The organism is Amycolatopsis sp. cmx-4-54, assembly GCF_046548895.1.
Lineage (GTDB): Bacteria > Actinomycetota > Actinomycetes > Mycobacteriales > Pseudonocardiaceae > Amycolatopsis.
In genome coordinates this window covers 69,899-86,818 of sequence record NZ_JAEBEJ010000013.1, presented here as the reverse complement: position 1 = coordinate 86,818, position 16,920 = coordinate 69,899, and the positions used below count along the sequence as shown (strand labels likewise).

General features: G+C 69.7%; 10 protein-coding genes. 4 read left to right on the top strand and 6 right to left on the bottom strand.

All coding sequences use genetic code 11. The features are described 5' to 3' along the window. Positions 1–19: 19 nt before the first annotated feature. The 4 genes from ACLJQ7_RS34605 to ACLJQ7_RS34590 form a co-directional block, all read right to left on the bottom strand. Positions 20–226, bottom strand: coding sequence for a hypothetical protein (locus tag ACLJQ7_RS34605; RefSeq protein WP_410652368.1), 207 nt, complete (start codon positions 224–226; stop codon positions 20–22). 220 nt (positions 227–446) lie between these two features. Next, entirely contained in the window at positions 447–809 is a 363-nt protein-coding gene (locus ACLJQ7_RS34600) for an epoxide hydrolase N-terminal domain-containing protein (RefSeq protein WP_410652367.1), read from the bottom strand. Positions 810–868: 59 nt separating this feature from the next. Further along, positions 869–1,978, bottom strand: a complete 1,110-nt coding sequence (menC, locus tag ACLJQ7_RS34595; RefSeq protein ID WP_410652366.1) for an o-succinylbenzoate synthase — start codon at positions 1,976–1,978, stop codon at positions 869–871. Then, positions 1,975–2,814, bottom strand: coding sequence for a hypothetical protein (locus ACLJQ7_RS34590; RefSeq protein WP_410652365.1), 840 nt, complete (start codon positions 2,812–2,814; stop codon positions 1,975–1,977). The genes menC and ACLJQ7_RS34590 overlap by 4 nt, the downstream gene beginning before the upstream one ends. Positions 2,815–2,939: 125 nt before the next feature. Here ACLJQ7_RS34590 and ACLJQ7_RS34585 point away from each other — a divergent pair, with 125 nt between their 5' ends. The 4 genes from ACLJQ7_RS34585 to ACLJQ7_RS34570 are packed head-to-tail and all read left to right on the top strand — an operon-like array spanning position 2,940 to position 14,844. After that, positions 2,940–6,167, top strand: coding sequence for a non-ribosomal peptide synthetase (locus ACLJQ7_RS34585; RefSeq protein ID WP_410652364.1), 3,228 nt, complete (start codon positions 2,940–2,942; stop codon positions 6,165–6,167). Beyond that, on the top strand, positions 6,160–7,161 hold the full coding sequence (locus tag ACLJQ7_RS34580; RefSeq protein ID WP_410652363.1) for an aldo/keto reductase: 1,002 nt from the start codon (positions 6,160–6,162) through the stop codon (positions 7,159–7,161). Before ACLJQ7_RS34585 ends, ACLJQ7_RS34580 begins: the two co-directional genes overlap by 8 nt. 16 nt (positions 7,162–7,177) lie before the next feature. Beyond that, entirely contained in the window at positions 7,178–13,948 is a 6,771-nt protein-coding gene (locus ACLJQ7_RS34575) for an amino acid adenylation domain-containing protein (protein WP_410652362.1), read from the top strand. Positions 13,949–13,962: 14 nt separating this feature from the next. Then, a complete protein-coding gene (locus ACLJQ7_RS34570; protein ID WP_410652361.1) occupies positions 13,963–14,844 on the top strand; it encodes a pyridoxal-phosphate dependent enzyme in 882 nt (293 codons plus the stop codon). A 129-nt stretch (positions 14,845–14,973) separates the two neighbouring features. Here the strand turns inward: ACLJQ7_RS34570 and ACLJQ7_RS34565 are convergent, their stop codons facing one another. Next, a complete protein-coding gene (locus tag ACLJQ7_RS34565) occupies positions 14,974–15,375 on the bottom strand; it encodes a hypothetical protein (protein WP_410652360.1) in 402 nt (133 codons plus the stop codon). 190 nt (positions 15,376–15,565) lie between these two features. Beyond that, on the bottom strand, positions 15,566–16,819 hold the full coding sequence (locus tag ACLJQ7_RS34560; protein WP_410652359.1) for a DUF222 domain-containing protein: 1,254 nt from the start codon (positions 16,817–16,819) through the stop codon (positions 15,566–15,568). Between the last annotated feature and the right edge of the window lie 101 nt (positions 16,820–16,920).

Below are 16,920 nucleotides of genomic sequence, written 5' to 3'. Positions count from 1 at the left end.
CCTCGAACGTCGGGGGTTTTTAACCGTTTACCGGGAGATCCCGAAAGGCGGCCCGGATCTCGGACACCAGCAGGTCCGGCTGTTCCAGTCCCGGGAAGTGCCCGCCGCGGTCGCGTTCGGTCCACCGGTGCAGGTTCCGGTAGCGGCGCTCCGCCCAGCGTCGCGCACGTGCGCGGCGGGTGACCGAGTGGTCGGCGAACCTGGCGAGCCGGACGCCGGAGGACACGCACCGCTGACAAGCGCTTTTGTGGGGCCGTGACGACGTTGCGAAAGCCACTTTCGCAACGTTGAAGGTTGCGAAAGTGGCTTTCGCAACGTGGTGGGGCGGCAGATCCAGCCGAGGGCCGACCGGATCGCGACGGCGACGAAATCGCGGAACGACCTGATATGCAAGGCGTTTCGATCGGCGTGCCACAGCGCCGGATCGCACGATACGCCCAGGTCGATCAGGCGACCGGATCGCTGAGCGGTCCGATCACCTTTTCGAATTGAAGGGGGGAACCCGGCCAGCCGTGGGTCAGGATCAGCGGGAGCGCCGTGCGTTCGGGCGAGCGGACATGCCAGAAGCCGATGTCCAGCCCGTCGATCCGGGTCCGGTGGTGGGGAATCGTGTTCCATCGGATCTCCCTTGCCCGCCAGTCGTGTTCCCGCCACGCCCCCAGCAACGCCGTCAGCCGGGCCAGCTCGATCCCTTGGGTGGCGTCGGAAACCGTCTCGGCTTCGGGAAGGCGCACCCGGGCCAGGCGAGTGTGGAGATCGGCCAGCTCGCGGTCGGGAACATGGATGGTGAACGGTTCGATTTCGGGCACGGCGCCGAAACTACGGGCGGGTCACGAGTTTTCCCATGCCCGGAATCGGCGTTCGGCGGTCAGGAATTGCGCAGTTCGCGCACCGACGTCGTGACCTCGTCCAGCACCGCGGGAACCGGCGTGACCCCGAGCCCGGGCCCCGCCGGCACGGACAGGTTCCCGTCCCGCAGGACGAACGGTGCGGTGATATCGGTTTCGTAGTACCGGTCCGAGGCGGAGACGTCGCCGGGCAGGGTGAAGTTCGGCAGCGCGGCGAGGGCGAGGTTGCCCGCCCTGCCCAGCCCGGTTTCGAGCATTCCGCCGCACCACACCGGGACACCGGACGCCGCGCAGACGTCGTGGATGCGACGGGCCTCGAGGTAGCCGCCCACGCGGCCGGGTTTGACGTTGACGATCCGGCACGCGCCCAGCGCGATCGCGTCGGCGGCCGACCGCGCGGACACGACGGATTCGTCGAGGCAGATCGGGGTGCGGAGGCTCCGGGCGAGTTCCGCGTGGCCGAGCAGATCCTCCTCGTCGAGCGGTTGCTCGATCAGCAGCAGGTCGAAGTCGTCCAGGCGGGCCAGCTGACGGACGTCCGCGCGCGTGTAGGCGGCGTTCGCGTCGACCTGCAGGAGCGTCTCGTCACCGAACCGTTCGCGGACCGCCCGCACCGGCCCGACGTCCCAGCCGGGTTCGATCTTGAGCTTGATCCGCCGGTAACCCTGAGCCAGGTAGCCCGTGACGGCGTCGAGCAGTTCCGGCACCGAATCCATGATGCCCACGGAAACCCCGCTCGGGACGCTGTCGGCGACGGCTCCCAGGCCGGCCGCGAAGGACAGTCCATGGCCGCGCAACTCGGCGTCCATGACCGCCATCTCCAGCGCGGCCTTCGCCATCCGATGACCTTTGACTCCGGCGAGGAGAGGCGCCACGGTGTGCGCCGTGACGTTCCCGGCCGCCAGCAGTGGCGGGACCAGATGCCGCACGAGGACGTCTTCGGCGCCTTCGACGTATTCGGACGAGTAGCTGGCGTCGGCCCCGGCGACGCATTCTCCCCAGCCTTCGGCGTCCGGTGTGGTCACGTGCACCAGCAGCGCCACGCGCTCGTATTCGCTGCCAAGGGACGTACGAAACGGGCTGACCAGCGGCAACGCGATCCGCCGGAGTACGACGCGCTCGATCTTCATCGTCCCTCGCCCCGGGTGAGAACGTAGCCGCACGCGGCCCGGTCGAAGCCGACCACCTGGGCGCCGTCGGCCAGCAGTGCGCCCAAGGTATCGCGGACGGCGAGCCGCCACTCCCTCGCGACAGCCGGTTTCCGCGTACGGAGAAGCTCGATGTCCGGCGGAACGGCGATCAGGACCGTTCGGTCGCCGCACGGCCGGGGAACCGGGCGATCGTCCTCAATGTCCAGCAATACTCCGGGACTTCGCTCGAAGCGATCGGGAGGCGAGCCCTCGTCGCAGGCGGCCCGGGCCCGTTCGCCGAGCAGGTCCCAGCGCAGCATGAGGCGATCCGACTCGTCGTCGTGGTTGAGCCCGTCGGACAGCGGCCCGTAGTAGTCGGTCAGGTACTCCTCCGCCGTACCACCGAGTTTGCCCAGGTTGAAGTGGGCGTTGCGGGCGACGAGCGGGTCGAACGTCCAGCTGATCTCGGTGCCACCGTTTTCGAGGACGTACGCCCGCTGGTCCAGTTTCAGCGCGAACCCGACGTCGCGACCGCGAGCGTCGGGATGGACGCCCGCGATGTGGCTGTGCATCCCGGCCCGACCCGGCGGACCCCACAGGCCGATACAGGCACCGAGCAGCCGGTCCCCGTCGAACGCGCCGGTCACGTAACTCCCGGCGTCGGCCATCGCCTTGACGACGTCGGCGGGGATCGGTGGGTGGTCTGGACCGGTCCGCCACACCTCGCTCAGAAACCGCTCGCACGCGAACGCGTCCGTCATCGATTCCAGTGCCGCCATCCGGACACCGGACTTCCCGGCGGCCTTCGCCGCACTCGCCCGCGCGCTGAGATCCACAACTCTGCATCTTCGATCAACGAAAGGTGACCTCGCAGGCAGCGCGATCATCGTTCAGATCGAGTTTGGGTAAGCGTTGTCTCCTGGCCGTGCAACGGATTCCTACGGTCACTTGGTTGAGGGACATGACCCTCGGATGGGGTAACCATCGCCGTCACGCTCCGCTCAGACCCGGGGTCCCGCTGCCGGACGCGGCCGCCAAGGCATTCGCCGAAGTGGCCCGGCGTCTGGACCGGGACCTCACCCTGTCCACCGCGACGTTCAGCGGTTCGGGCGTCGCCGTCTACGCCCGCGACGTCTCCGACGGGGCCGCCGGACCCGTCGCGCACGCGTGGCTCGACTCCCCCGGCCTGGTGTCCGTCGAACTGCGCTGTCCACCGGGAGATCCCTGGGAACGCGCCGCACCGGCGGTCGCGGAGATGCACGCGGAACTGCTCGGCGGAGTGCTGACCGATCCGGAGGCGGACCTGGCCGGGCTCGACGCACTGTCCGCCGCCACGAAAGCGGCGGTGCACGCGAGAACCGACGTCGACCATGGTCCCTATCGCAGTATCCCGGCCCAGATCCGCGCGATCGCCCGATCCACACCGGACACGGTGGCCGTGTACGCCGCCGACGGAACGCTGACCTACGCGCGGTTCGTCGGTCACGCCGACGCGCTGGCCGCCCGGATCCGTTCGGTGACAACGGAACCCGGGCGCCTGCTGCCCGTACTCGTCGCCGACGGCCGCGTCCTTCCGGTGTCCTGGGCGGCGGTGATGATCGCCGGAGCCGGGTACGTCCCGGTCGATCCTCATTGGCCGGCCGCACGGATCGCGCAGGTCCTCGATCTGCTCGACGCCCCGGTGGTGCTGTGCGCCGACATCGCGGTCATCCCCGCCGCGCATCGCGACCGGGCGCTCGTCGTCGACCTCGGCGAGTACGACGTCCTCGACGACCCGCCCGACCCGGGGCCGGACGACGTCGTCTACGGCGTCTACACCTCCGGCACGACCGGAACTCCGTTGTGCGCGGTGAATCTGCACCGGGGCCTGACGAACCGGCTGGCGTTCATGAACCGCTGGTTCGGCGAGCCCGCCACCCGCGAGGTGGTCCTGCAGAACACCCGCCACACGTTCGATTCCGCGTTCTGGCAGCTCTTCTGGCCGTTGACCACCGGCGGCGCGACGGTGGTGCCCTCCGCCGGGGACCACCACGACCTCCGGCACACAATCGACCTCATCGAGGCCCACGAGGTGACCGTCACGGACTTCGTGCCCGCGGTCCTGAGCGCGTTGCTGACCCTGCTGCGCCAACGGCCCGCCACGGCCGGGCGGCTGCGTTCGCTGCGCCATCTCGTGGTCGGTGGCGAGCAGATCAACCCGCTCGACGTGCACCGCCTGCGGGAACTGCTGCCGGGACTGCGGGTCAGCAACGCCTACGGCCCGACCGAAGCCTCCATCGGCATGATCTTCCACGAGGTGACGGCCCGCGACGGCGACGTCGTGCCGCTGGGACGGCCGATCGACAATTGCGCGGCGGTCGTCGTCGACGTCGACGTGCGGCCTTTGCCGCCGGGGGTGACCGGCGAGATCGTCATCGGCGGAGCCTGCGTCGGCGCCGGTTACCACGGCGAACCTCGCCGCACCGCCGAACGCTTCTTCACTTCCCCGACGTCCGGCCGGATGTACCGCACCGGCGACCTCGGGCACGTCGACGCCGAGGGCCGGTTCCACTTCGGCGGCCGGATCGACCATCAGCTCAAGATCGACGGGGTCCGGGTCGAACCGGGCGAGATCGAGACGGCCGCCCTGTCCTGCGCGGGAGTGCTGCGTGCGGTGGCGCTCGCCGTGGCCGGTGAGCCGGTGCTCGCCGTTACCGGCACCGCGAGCGCTTCGCAGGTGCTTGCCCAGCTGCGGGACAGGCTGCCGCGGGGCAGCATGCCGCGCCGCGCGGTGGCCGTCGGCGAACTACCGCTGACGGCGGCGGGCAAGATCGACCGCCGCGCGCTGGCGGCCATGGTCGAACGGCCAGCGACGCCACCGGATTCCGGCGCCGATCCCGTACTGGCCGTCCTGCGCAACGCCTTGCGGCGCCCGGATCTCGGCGTCGACGAGGACTTCTTCGCCGCGGGCGCGAACTCGCTGCAGGCCGTCGCGGCCGTGGTCGAGCTGAGCGACCGGTTCGGCGTGGACGTCGGGGTCCGTGACCTCGCGGACCGTCCGACGGCCGCCGGGCTGCGTGACCTGATCGGGCGGCGCGACCGCGTACCGGTCTCCTCGGAACTGGTCACCGCCGACCTCGCGAGCCTCAGCACGACGCGGACCCCGTTGCGCGACAAGCGGGACCGGACGGCGTGCACGGTGCTGCTCACCGGCGCGACAGGGTTCGTGGGCGCCCGGCTCCTGCACGAACTGCTCGAAAGCACCGGCCTGACGGTGCGCTGCCTGGTCCGCGGCCACGACGATGCCCATGCGCGGCACCGTGTTCTGACCGCCCTCGCCGCACAACGCCTGGAGTGCGACACCGCACGGATCACCGTGGTGGCAGGCGACCTCGCCCGGCCCGGGTTCGGGCTGACGGCGCCGCGGTGGCGATCGCTCGCCGAAGAATGCGACCTCGTCGTCCACGCCGGCGCCCTGGTCAACCTCTTGTACGACTACCGCATGCACCGCGAGCCCAACGTGCTGGGCACGGCGGAGGTGATCCGCTTCGCCCGCGCGGCGGGGGGCATCCCGCTGCACTACATCTCGACGCTCGGCGCGTTGTACGACCACGCCCTGACCAGCGGGCACGTGGTGACCGAAGACGTCGACCTCGAGGGCGTGACCCCGCCGTCGAGTGGCTACAGCCTGTCCAAATGGGCGGGCGAGCGGCTGGTGACGGCCGCCGCCGATCTTCCGGTGTCGGTGCTGCGCCTTGGCGAGGTCATGCCCGCGACCGACGTCGCCGTCCCCAACCCGGCGGCGCTGACCCATTTGCTGCTGACCGCTTTCGAGCGGCTCGGGTCGGTGCCCAACGCGAGGATCCGGTCGGACTACAGCCCCGTCGACACGGTGGCGCGCATCGTCGTGGAGGCCGTTCAGGACCCGGCCGTGCTGGGGCGCGCACTGCACGTCTACAGCCCGGGGACCGTGCGGTTCGACGAACTTGCCGTGGGCGCGGATCGGGTGTCCTGCCTGGATTTCCTCGGCCTTCTGCGGGCCTCGGCCGACGTCGAACCGGGCCTGCTGCTGGCGATCATCGAACACCGTGCCGACGGGCGGACCGCCGACGAGACGGCCGTCCGCGAAGTACTCGAGAACCTTTTGCAGGACAACCCGGCGCTGTTCACCACTTCCGCCACACGGCCGAAGGAACCCGCCAGTGCTTGAGAGGAATGAGATGCGGCAGCGCACCATGGGACGGATGGGCTGGAAGGTCGGCGAAGTCGGCTACGGCATGTGGGGCATCGGAGGCGGCCCGGGCGGATTCACCGGGTGGGACTACGACATCGCGCCGGACGCTCTCGACCTCGCCATCGAACTGGGGTGCACCTTCTTCGACACGGCCTGGGTCTACGGCCGTGGCAAGTCGGAGAGCCTGCTCGGCGAACTGCGCCGTCGTCATCCCGGCGCCGGGATGCGGCTGGCCACCAAGATCCCGCCGCTCAATCGCGAATGGCCGCCGCGACCGCAGGACACGCTCGAAGACGTCTTTCCCGTCGAACACGTTCTCGACTACACCAAACGCAGCCTGGACAACCTCGGCGTCGACAAGATCGATCTCCTGCAGTTCCACGTCTGGGAGGACCGCTGGGCCGCCGAACCAGGCTGGCAACGGGTCGTCGCGCGGCTCAAGGACCAAGGCCTGATCGACGGTTTCGGCATCAGCGTCAACCGCTGGGAGCCGGCGAACTGCTTCGCCGCGCTCGACACCGGGCTGGTCGACGCGATCCAGGTCATCTACAACGTCTTCGACCAGGCTCCCGAGGACGAACTCTTCCCCCGCGCGCTCGAGGAGGACATCGCGATCATCGCGCGAGTGCCGTTCGACGAAGGGTCCCTCACCGGGAACATCGACGCCGGCGCCACCTTCCCGCCCGAGGACTGGCGCGCCGTCTACTTCGGACCGGAGAACCTGCCGCCCACGGTCGAACGGGTCGACGCGCTCCGGGACCTGCTTCCCGAAGGCATGACCATGCCGGAGCTGGCGCTGCGCTTCATTCTCCAGCACCCGGCCGTGTCCGCGGTGATCCCGGGGATGCGCCGACCCGAGCACGTGCGGGCGAACCTGGCGGTGTCCGGAGCCGAGCCGCTGCCCCCCGAACTGCTCGACGCGCTGCGCGCCCACCGCTGGGACCGGACGCCAACGCACTGGTCGATGTGATTGCCGAGGAGAACCGGTGACCAGAACCCACGAACCGCCCTTGTCCACTGTGGAGGGTGATATCTGGGTGTCCGTGGCCGGACAGGCCGTCCGGACACCCCATGCGGTGGCGCTGGCCGACACCCACGGCGAGCTCGACTACCAAACCCTCATCGGCCTGACCGCCGCGATGGCCACCAGGCTGACCGACGCCGGGGTGCGGCCGGGCGACCTGGTCGGCATCCGGTTGCCACGCGGCCGGGACGCCATCGTGGCCATCCTCGCGGTGCTGCGGGCCGGAGCGGGCTACGTGCCGTTGGACCCGGCCTATCCGGAAGCCCGGCTCGCCATGATGATCGAGGAGACCCGGCCCAGCGCGCTGATCACCTCGGACGGCGTGGTCCCGCTCGAAGGCGGGCCGCGGCACCGCGATCCCGCGTACGTCATCTTCACCTCGGGTTCGACGGGCCGCCCGAAAGGCGTCCTGATCGGCCGGCGCTCGCTGCGCGACTTCACCGACGCCTTCGCGGACAGGTTCGCCTTCGCCGCGGGCGACCGGATCCTGCAGTTCGCGTCGCTGAGCTTCGACACCAGCGTCGAGGAGATCTTCTGCCCGCTGCTCCGGGGCGCGACCCTCGTCCTGCGCGACGACGACATGATCAGCAGGCCGGACCTGTTCTTCGAGCGCTGCGGCACGCTCGGGATCACCGTGCTGGACCTGCCGACGGCGTACTGGCACGAGCTGGTCACGGCACTCGACCGCGGTGAGACCGCCGTCCCGGCGAGCGTGCGGTGCGTGATCATCGGCGGGGAGACCGCGCGGCCCGACGCGGTCCGCCGGTGGCAGGCCGCGGTGGGCGGTGCGACGCGGTTGTTCAACAGCTACGGGCCGACCGAGACCACCGTGGGCGCGACGGCCACCGACGTGACCGAATGGTCCGGTGAGGTGGTGCCGATCGGGGTTCCGCATCCGGGGGTGACCTGCCGGATCGGCGACGACGGCGAACTGCTGATCGGCGGGATCGGCGTGGCCGAGGGCTACCTGAACCGGCCGGAGCTGACCGCCGAACGGTTCGTGACGACCCCCGGCCGGGGCCGCGAATACCGCACCGGCGACCGGGTCCGCTGGTCCGAGGACGGACAGCTGGAATTCCTGGGGCGGCTCGACGATCAGGTCAAGATCCGCGGGCATCGCGTGGAGCCCGCGGAGGTGCAGGCGGCGCTCCTGGAGCTGGAGGGCGTCGCGGACGCCGTCGTCCTCGTCGACGATCGGACCGGCCGCGCCAGGCTGATCGGGCATCTGGTCACGGACGAGACCGACCTGTCTTCGGTGCGGAACGCGCTGGGCGACGTCCTGCCCGCCCATCTCGTCCCGGCGGGCCTGGTGCGGCACGACCGGTTTCCGCTGACGCCGCAAGGAAAGATCGACAAGAAGGCGCTGGCGGCGGAGATCCCGGCCGAAGTCGTCGACGACAGCGCGTTCACGGCGGCCGAGAAGTCCGCGGCCAAGCTGTTCGAGGAGATCCTCGGTGGTGCCGTTACCGGCGCGGCCGACGATTTCCTCGCCCTCGGCGGGGATTCGCTGGACGCGGTCCGCCTGATCGCCGCGGCGCGCCTGCGTCACGGCGCGGAGCTGACCCTCACCCGGTGGTACGCGGATCCGACCGTCGCCGCGCTCGCCGTCGTCCTCTCCGAAGCGACCGGAACGGCCGAAGCCACCGTCCCGGACCTCACCGAGGGGATCCCGCATCCGCTGAGCCCGATGCAACGGGACTACTGGATCGCCGAGCAGCTGTGCGCCGGGCTTCCCGTCTACACCTTGGGCATCCGGTACCGCTGGGCCGAAAAGGTCGACGTCTCGGCGCTGACCGCCGCGCTCGCCGAACTGTCCCGCCGGCATCCGCTGCTCCGGGCGCGCTTCCCCGACGACGGCACCGAACCGAGCATGGTCGTCGATCCGGCGGCGACGATCCCGTTGACGCTCGGTGAGCCGGATCGCGACGGGATCGACTACCGGCACGGACCGGTCGCGCACGCGTTCCTGGACGGCGACGAACTCGTCCTGATCGTGCACCACCTCGCCTTCGACGGCTGGTCGGCGGGTGTCTTGGGCCAGGAACTCGCCGCCCTGTATTCGGGTACGCCGCTGCTGCCCGCGCTTCCCGTCCCCGATCTCGCCGCCCGGGCCGCTGGGGCAAAGGCCGACCAACAGCTCGTCTCGTACTGGCGGAATCGGTTCGATGGCGCCGAACTCGACCTCGAACTACCCGCCGACCGCCCCCGCCCGGCCGCCCGCACGTACGCCTCCGAACGCGTCGCCCGACGGCTCGACCCCGCTCTGCTGGGCCGGCTGCGCGCCTACGCCGGTGCGCAACGGGCGAGCCTGTTCATGGTGGTGCTGGCCGGTTTGCAGGTCGTGCTGCGGCGGTACACCGGTCGCACCGACGTCACCGTGCTGTCGCCGGTGGCGGGCCGCTCGGGGGGCGGACTCGCGTCGCTGATCGGTCCCGCGCTGAACGTGCTGCCGTTGCGGGGCGACGTGACCGGCGAGCCGTCGTTCCCCGAACTCGTCGCCCGAGTGCGGGAAACCGTGCTCGGCGACCTCGATCACCAGGACCTGGCGTTGCCGGATCTGGTGACCGTGCTGGCCCGGCCCGGCACCAAACGGCTGAGCCCGGTCATGCTCACCGTGCACAACACCCCGGCTCCTGCCGACCCGATCCTGAGCTACGCGGGGGAACTGCCGCCGCGCGCCTCGATGGTCGACCTGGCGATCGGACTCGATTTCCCCGCCGACGGCGCGGTCCTGCACGCCGACTACGCCACCGAACTCTTCGACGGCGCACGGGCCGAAGCGGTCCTCGATCACCTGCTGACCGTGCTGGCCGCGGCGACCTCGGACCCCACGACGCCGATCACGAGCCTGCCGATGCTCACCGCCGCCGAGCACCGTCGCGTCGTGGACGACTGGAACGACAACGTCATCCCGGTACCCGACACGACGGCCGTGCACGAGTTGTTCGAACGCCACGCTCGCGCGACACCGGACGCGCCCGCGCTCACCGTCGGCCGCGAGACACTCGGCTACGGCGAACTCGATCGCCGGGCCAACCGGCTGGCCCGCCGTCTCCGTGGCGAAGGAGTGCGGCCCGGCCATCGGGTCGCGATCAACCTCGACCGCGGCACGGCGCTCTTCACCGCGATGTGGGCGGTGCTCAAGGCCGGCGGCGCCTACGTGCCGCTCGATCCGGCCTACCCCGCGGATCGTCTCGAGTACATGCTCGCCGACAGCGCGCCGACCGTGGTCATCGACGCGGACTACCTCGCCGAGGGACTCCCCGACGACGACACCTGCCTGCCCTCGGTCAACACCGCCGGCGATCCGGCGTACGTCATCTACACCTCGGGGTCCACCGGCAGGCCCAAGGGAGTCGTCGTCACGCACGGGAACCTGGTGCACGCGGCGGGAATGTGGCAGCGGGCGTACCGGCTGCGTCCGGAGTGGACGTATCTGCAGGCGGCCAGTTTCTCGTTCGACATGTTCGTCGGCGAGACCCTGCGGGCGCAGCTCAGCGGCGGCCGCCTGGTCGTCGCGCCCCGCGAGACACTGCTCGACCCCGCCGAACTCCTCGCGTTGATGCGGGCCGAGCGGGTGAACTGCACCGAACTCGTCCCCGCGGTCCTGCGCGCGCTGCTCGACCACACCGACCGCGGCGGGGAGGACCTCCGCTTCGTCGACCTGCTGATCGGTGGCGGCGAGAAGTGGCACGTCCGGGAGTTCCGGCTCGCGAGGCGGCTCGTCGGGCCGGGCAACCGGGTCGTCAACTCCTACGGCGTCACCGAAGTCACCGTCGACAATGTCTTTTTCGAGGGTTCGGTCGACCATCTCGCCGACGACGCGCCGTTGCCCATCGGGCGGCCGTTCCCGAACAACCGCGTCTACGTCCTCGATTCCTGCCGCCGGCCGGTGCCCGCGGGCGTCGTCGGTGAGCTGTACCTCGGCGGGCTCGGCGTCGTCCCCGGCTATCACGAGCGACCGGAACTGACCGAGGACCGGTTCGTGCCCGACCCGTTCGTCCCCGGCGCCCGGATGTACCGCACCGGTGATTCGGCGCGGTTCCAGCTCGACGGCACGGTCGACTTCCTCGGCAGGCTCGACGATCAGGTCAAGGTCAACGGCTACCGGATCGAACTCGGCGAGGTCGAGGCCGCGCTCGGCGCCTTGCCCGAAGTGGTGGCCTGCGCGGCCGCTCCGCAGGGCGCCCAGCTCGTCGGCTACGTCGTGACGCGCGACGGGTCGGACGCCGACGAGGCCGTCTACCGCGAGACGCTCGCGGCGGGCCTGCCGCCGCAGATGGTCCCCGCCAGAATCCTCACCCTGCCCGCTCTTCCCCTGTCGCCCAACGGAAAGCTGGATCGACGCGCGCTGCCGGCGCCCTCGGGTGGTGGGCCTCGGGCCACCGGCTGCCTCGCACGGACCGACACCGAGAAACGGATCGCGGCCGCTTGGTCGGACGTCCTCGGCATATCCGATCCGGGCATCGACGACAGCTTTTTCGCCCTGGGCGGGGATTCCTTCGCCGCGCTCAAGGTCGTCCGGCGGATCGAGCCCTCCCCCAGCCTGGTCGAGCTGTACCAGCACGCCACCATCCGGCGGCTGGCCGCGCATCTCGACACGCGTCCGGACACCGAGCGGCGGCTGTTGCACCGGCTGACCGCGACGGACGCGGCCGTCGGTGGCCACACGGTCGTGGCGGTACCTTATTCCGGCGGCAGCGCCGTCGCCTACCAGCCGCTCGCCGACGCGTTACCGTCCGGCTGGGCGCTGCACGCGGCGGAACTGCCCGGCCACGACCGCTCCCGGCCCGACGAGGAGCTGGAGCCGATCGCCGTCGTCTCCGGCCGTATCGTCGAAGAACTGCGGGCGATCGACGGCCCGATCGTCCTTTATGGACACTGCCTCGGCGTCGCGCTCACCGTGGAGGTGGCACGGCGTGCCGAGGCCGCCGGCCTGCCCGTGGCCGGCGTCGCACTCGGCGCGGGGTTCCCGACGGCCCGGCTGCCGGGGCGGTTCTTCGACTGGATCTACCGGCACTTTCCGGTGGACCGCTTCACCTCGGACCGCGAATACCTCGCCTATCTCCGCGCGCGCGGCGGCTTCACCGATCTGGACGACGAGGACCAGAAGGCCTTCGTGCTCCGCAATGTCCGGCACGACGCGCGCGACGCGGAGGAGTACTTCACCGCCGCGTACCGAGGGACTTTCGAGCCGCTGAAGGCGCCGGTGCTCACCGTCGTCGGCGCGCGCGACCGCGTCACCGAGCACTATCAGGAACGCCGTCAGGAATGGCGGCACTTCACCGAAGGCGACGTCGGCCTCGCCGTGCTGCCGCAGGCCGGGCACTTCTTCGTCAAGAGCCACGCGGAACCGCTCGCCGAGGCGCTGGTCGCGTTCGTCGCCGGACGATCGGTCGCCGAGGAGCCGGCTCCGGTCCCGCGTGCGGAACCGGATCTGCGCAAGTTCGCGGTGGTCGCGTTCGGCCAGCTCCTGTCGATGGTCGGCAGCGGCCTGAGCACCCTGGTGCTGAGTATCTGGGTGCTCCAGCAGACCGGCTCGATCACCTCTTTCGCCACCGTCAGCGCGATCGGCCTGTTGCCCGGCATCCTGGCCGGACCGGTCGCCGGTGCCGTCGCCGACCGGTGGGACCGGCGCAAGGTCATGCTGGTGAGCGACAGTATGGCGGGCCTTGCGATGGCGGCGCTGGCGTTCCTGATGCTGTCGGACGGCCTGCATCTCTGGCACGTCTACCTGGCCGTGACGGTGACTTCGCTGGCAGGTGCGTTCCAGCGGCCCGCCTACCTCGCGGCCGTCGCCCAGCTGGTGCCGAAACGCTATCTCGGCCATGCCAGCGGGATCGGACAGCTCGGCGTCGGGGTCGGACTGGTGTTCTCCCCCATGCTCGGCGCCGCGCTGATCGGCCCGATCGGGATCAGCGGCGTTCTGCTCGTCGACATGGGCACCTTCGCCGCCGGCGCGCTCACCCTGCTGTTCGTCCGCTTCCCGAACCTGCTGTTCCGGCGGCGCGAGGAGAACTTCCGCACGGAGATCCGGAACGGCTGGCAGTTCATCACCCGCCGTCCAGGCCTGCGCGCCGCGCTGCGGTTCTTCGTCATCGATCACGTCTTCTACACCCTGGGTTTCGCCGTGATCACGCCGATGCTGCTGCTGGAGCAACCCGCCGCGGTGCTGGGCATGGCGCTGGGCTCGGGCGGCGTCGGCGCGCTCGTCGGCAGCGTCGTGATGGGGCTCTGGGGCGGGACGGCCCGGCGCAGCCACGGGATGCTCATCGCGATGGGCATCGGGAGTGTCGCGATGGTCCTCGTCGGGGTCTCCACGTCTCCGGCGCTGATCATCGCGGGCATGTTCCTCGTCGGGTTCGGTGAATCCCTCGCCGACGGCCACTGGATCGCCATCATCCAGAGCAAGGTCAACCTCGAACTGCAGGGCCGGGTGCTGTCCCTGTTCATCACCCTGATGATGCTCACGATGCCGCTGGGCTACCTCGTCGTCGGACCGCTCGCGGAACGGTTCGTCCAGCCGATGTTCGATTCACCGGGCCGCGGTCTCGCGCTGCTGATCGTCCTCAGTGGACTGCTGCAGCTGGCGTGGGCCGTCCGAGGCTGGTTCACCGCCCGGCTACGGCTGATCGAAGACGAACTGCCCGACGCCGTCCCGCCCGCGAACATCGGCACCCGCGACGACCTGCAACGCGAGGCCGACGAGCTGCTCGCCGCCCACAACCGGTGAAGGGGAACGGTTTCGTGCTACCTCAGATCTCCATACCCGCCCCCGCGGAAGACCTGCTGCCAGGGATCCGCGTGGTCCTCGCGGACGAGACCCACTACCCCTCCGGCAGCCACAAAGAACCCGCCGCCCACGCGATCGTGGCCCGCGCTCTCGCCGAAGGCCACGATCGGGTCGTCGTCGGCTCGTGCGGCAGCTACGGCCGGGCGATGGCGACGGCCTGCGCGGCGGCCGGCGTGCGCTGCACCGTCGTACTGCCCGCCGATTGGGGCGACGGTGGCGCCTTCGCCGCCGCGACCGGAGCCGACGTCCGCTTGGTTCCCGGTGGCTACGAAGACGCCGTCGACGCCTCCCACCGCATCGCGCGCTCCGAAGGCGCGATGGACGGCAACGTCGACGGGCCGTACAAGGACGTGATCCTCGAAGGACACGGCCACGTCATCGATACGCTGCACCGAAAGCTGGGCCCCGAGCCGGCGTCCCTGTGGATCCCCGTCGGAAACGGCACGACGATCGTCGCCGCCCACCGGCGACTTCGGGCACTTCGCTGGCCGGTGACCCTCCATGGCGTCGGCTCCCCCGGCAACAACCCGATCGTGACGAGCTGGCCGGGCCCGTACCGGACACTGCCTCGCGACGCGGTCGTCACGACGGAGCACAACGAGCCCTTGGTGAACTGGCACGCCCTTCACGGTCCCGACGCGCTGGCCGCCATCGACGGCTCCGGCGGTGCCGTGCACGCGGTGGACGACGACGAACTCGTCGCCGCTCAGGCGTTGCTGGCGCGCCATGGAGCGCAGGCGACGGCGGCTGGTTCGGCCGCGGTGGCGGGGCTGGTGGCGTGGTGTCGGAGGGGTGTGGTCAGGGGGACTCAGATCGTTCTGTTGAGTGGCCGGTGAGGTCTTCCGGTTCGGTACCGAGGACGTACCTGGTGGTCACGGTGAAGTTCCGCACCAGCGCGAGCAGAGGCGCTGTGTCCACCGGATGACCGTCAAGGAGGCTGGCGAGGTTCTCCGCGAATACGCGGATCAGCTCAGTGGCCTGGTCACGAACATCGGCGGGACCGACCACGCCCAACGGTGCGTAAAGGTCTCGGCGGTCGCGGCGAGGTCGAGGAGACGTTCATGACGCGCTCGGTCGAGTTCTCCACCGTCTCGAAGCGTGTCACCGGCGTATCTCATTTCCACCCGCACATTGGAGATCGCAGCAAGGAAGGCTGTGTAGATCCGAAGACGTTGATCACGCCAGTACCGCTCAGTCTCGAGTTCACGTTCATCGGTCCATCGCTGCCGCTCACGGGCCCAACGCAGCTCTTCGCGGACTTGCTCCCTGCGCCAGCGTCGGTCTTCACGATGGGCATTGACGAGCTGCCCTGCGACCACGCCCGTAACTCCCAGCAGCGCCACTGCCAGTGTCGTCCAGAGCGGCACCTGACCACCTTGCATGACCGCAGTCTAAGCGTGATTTCCCGGTGCACGGAGTGGCCGATGTGCACCTCGGGTCCGACGTGGTGACAGGTGTCGTGATGGGTCCAGGCTTTGGCGATAAGCCGGACGTTCCTGTGGGGTGCGGGCATGGCGAGGGGCCCGTCGCCGGTGTGGCTGGCGGGCTCCTCGGGGGTCAGACGTGATGCAGGGTGTTACGGCGGGGTTGTCGGAGCGGATCCCGGTATTGGGGCGGGATGAATTCCGGTAATCCGTCGGCGGCCATCCGGACTTCCCAGTCGCCGTGATGAATCAATCGGTGGTGGAAGCCGCAGAGCAGCACCAGATTGCGGAGATCCGTCGGTCCTCCGTCTGCCCAGTGATGGATGTGGTGGGCGTGGCAGTTTTTGGGTTTCTGGTGGCAGCCGGGGAAGGCGCAGCCGCCGTCGCGGATGTTGAGTGCACGGCGTTGGCCGGGGGTGACGAACCGCCGCAGCCGTCCCACGTCGAGGGGTTCCCCGGCGGCGCTCATCACGACCGGCAGCATGAGGCAGTCACAAGCAGCGAGCCTCGCTTCCCGCGCGGTCATCGTCCCGACGAAATCCAGGCACGCGGTCCCGAGACCGGACTTGAGTTCGTCCAGTCCGATGGTGACATGCACCAGGGTCCGGTAGCCGTTGGTGCCGGGTTGGTCGGGGCAGGCGATGGCGAGGTCGAGGATGTCGACCCACGCGTCTCCCATGCGCTCGCATTTCATCCGCAGGTCGGCTTGGCCGAACTCGTCCACTGGGCGGGGCTGGGCATACGCCTCGAGAGCGGCGTGAGTGCGGGCACCGGTCTCGTCATCGAGGAGACCGGTCAGCTTCCAGAACCCGTCCTTACGCCGCTCCAGCGTGATCTCCCGGCGCGGCTCCTTCGGCTCCGGGTCCTTCGGCTCGTTGCCGTCCGGATCCAGCAACCCAAGCAGGTTCTGTTCGGCGTCCGCGAGCTGCCGGGGACCAGCCTCGCGGGCGAGAGTCGCGAGAATCTTCTCCGCACCCGCCCGATCCTCAACAGACGTCTCAGCCGGGAGCTTCTTCAAGAACTCCAGAATCTGATCGACCCGCTCATCCCCGACCAACCCCTCCGCAGCCACCGCAGCAGTAACCGGTGCGACAGCGGGAACTTCGGTGCCATCCAACGCTCGGGTCGGATTCAACGCCAGCGCCCGGCTCACCACAGGCTGAGCCTCACCACGCGACAACCCCGCCACATCCGCGAACCAAGCAGCCGTCGACCCATACCCGTACAAGTCTTTGACGCCCCGAGACTCGACCTCCGCCAAATACTGCCCCAACCCGGCGGTAGCCATCCTGATCACCCGCAAAGACTGCTGCACACCATGCGCAAGCTCCAGCTTGCCAGCACGCCACAACTCCTGCGGCAACTCAGGAAGGAAAGTCTCGGACACCCCTCCATAATACCCCACACTAATCGAACACATGTTCGTAATTTTAAGCAACAATGAAAGTGCACATTTACCACTGAAGAGTGATCCGACGTCCCCAATCC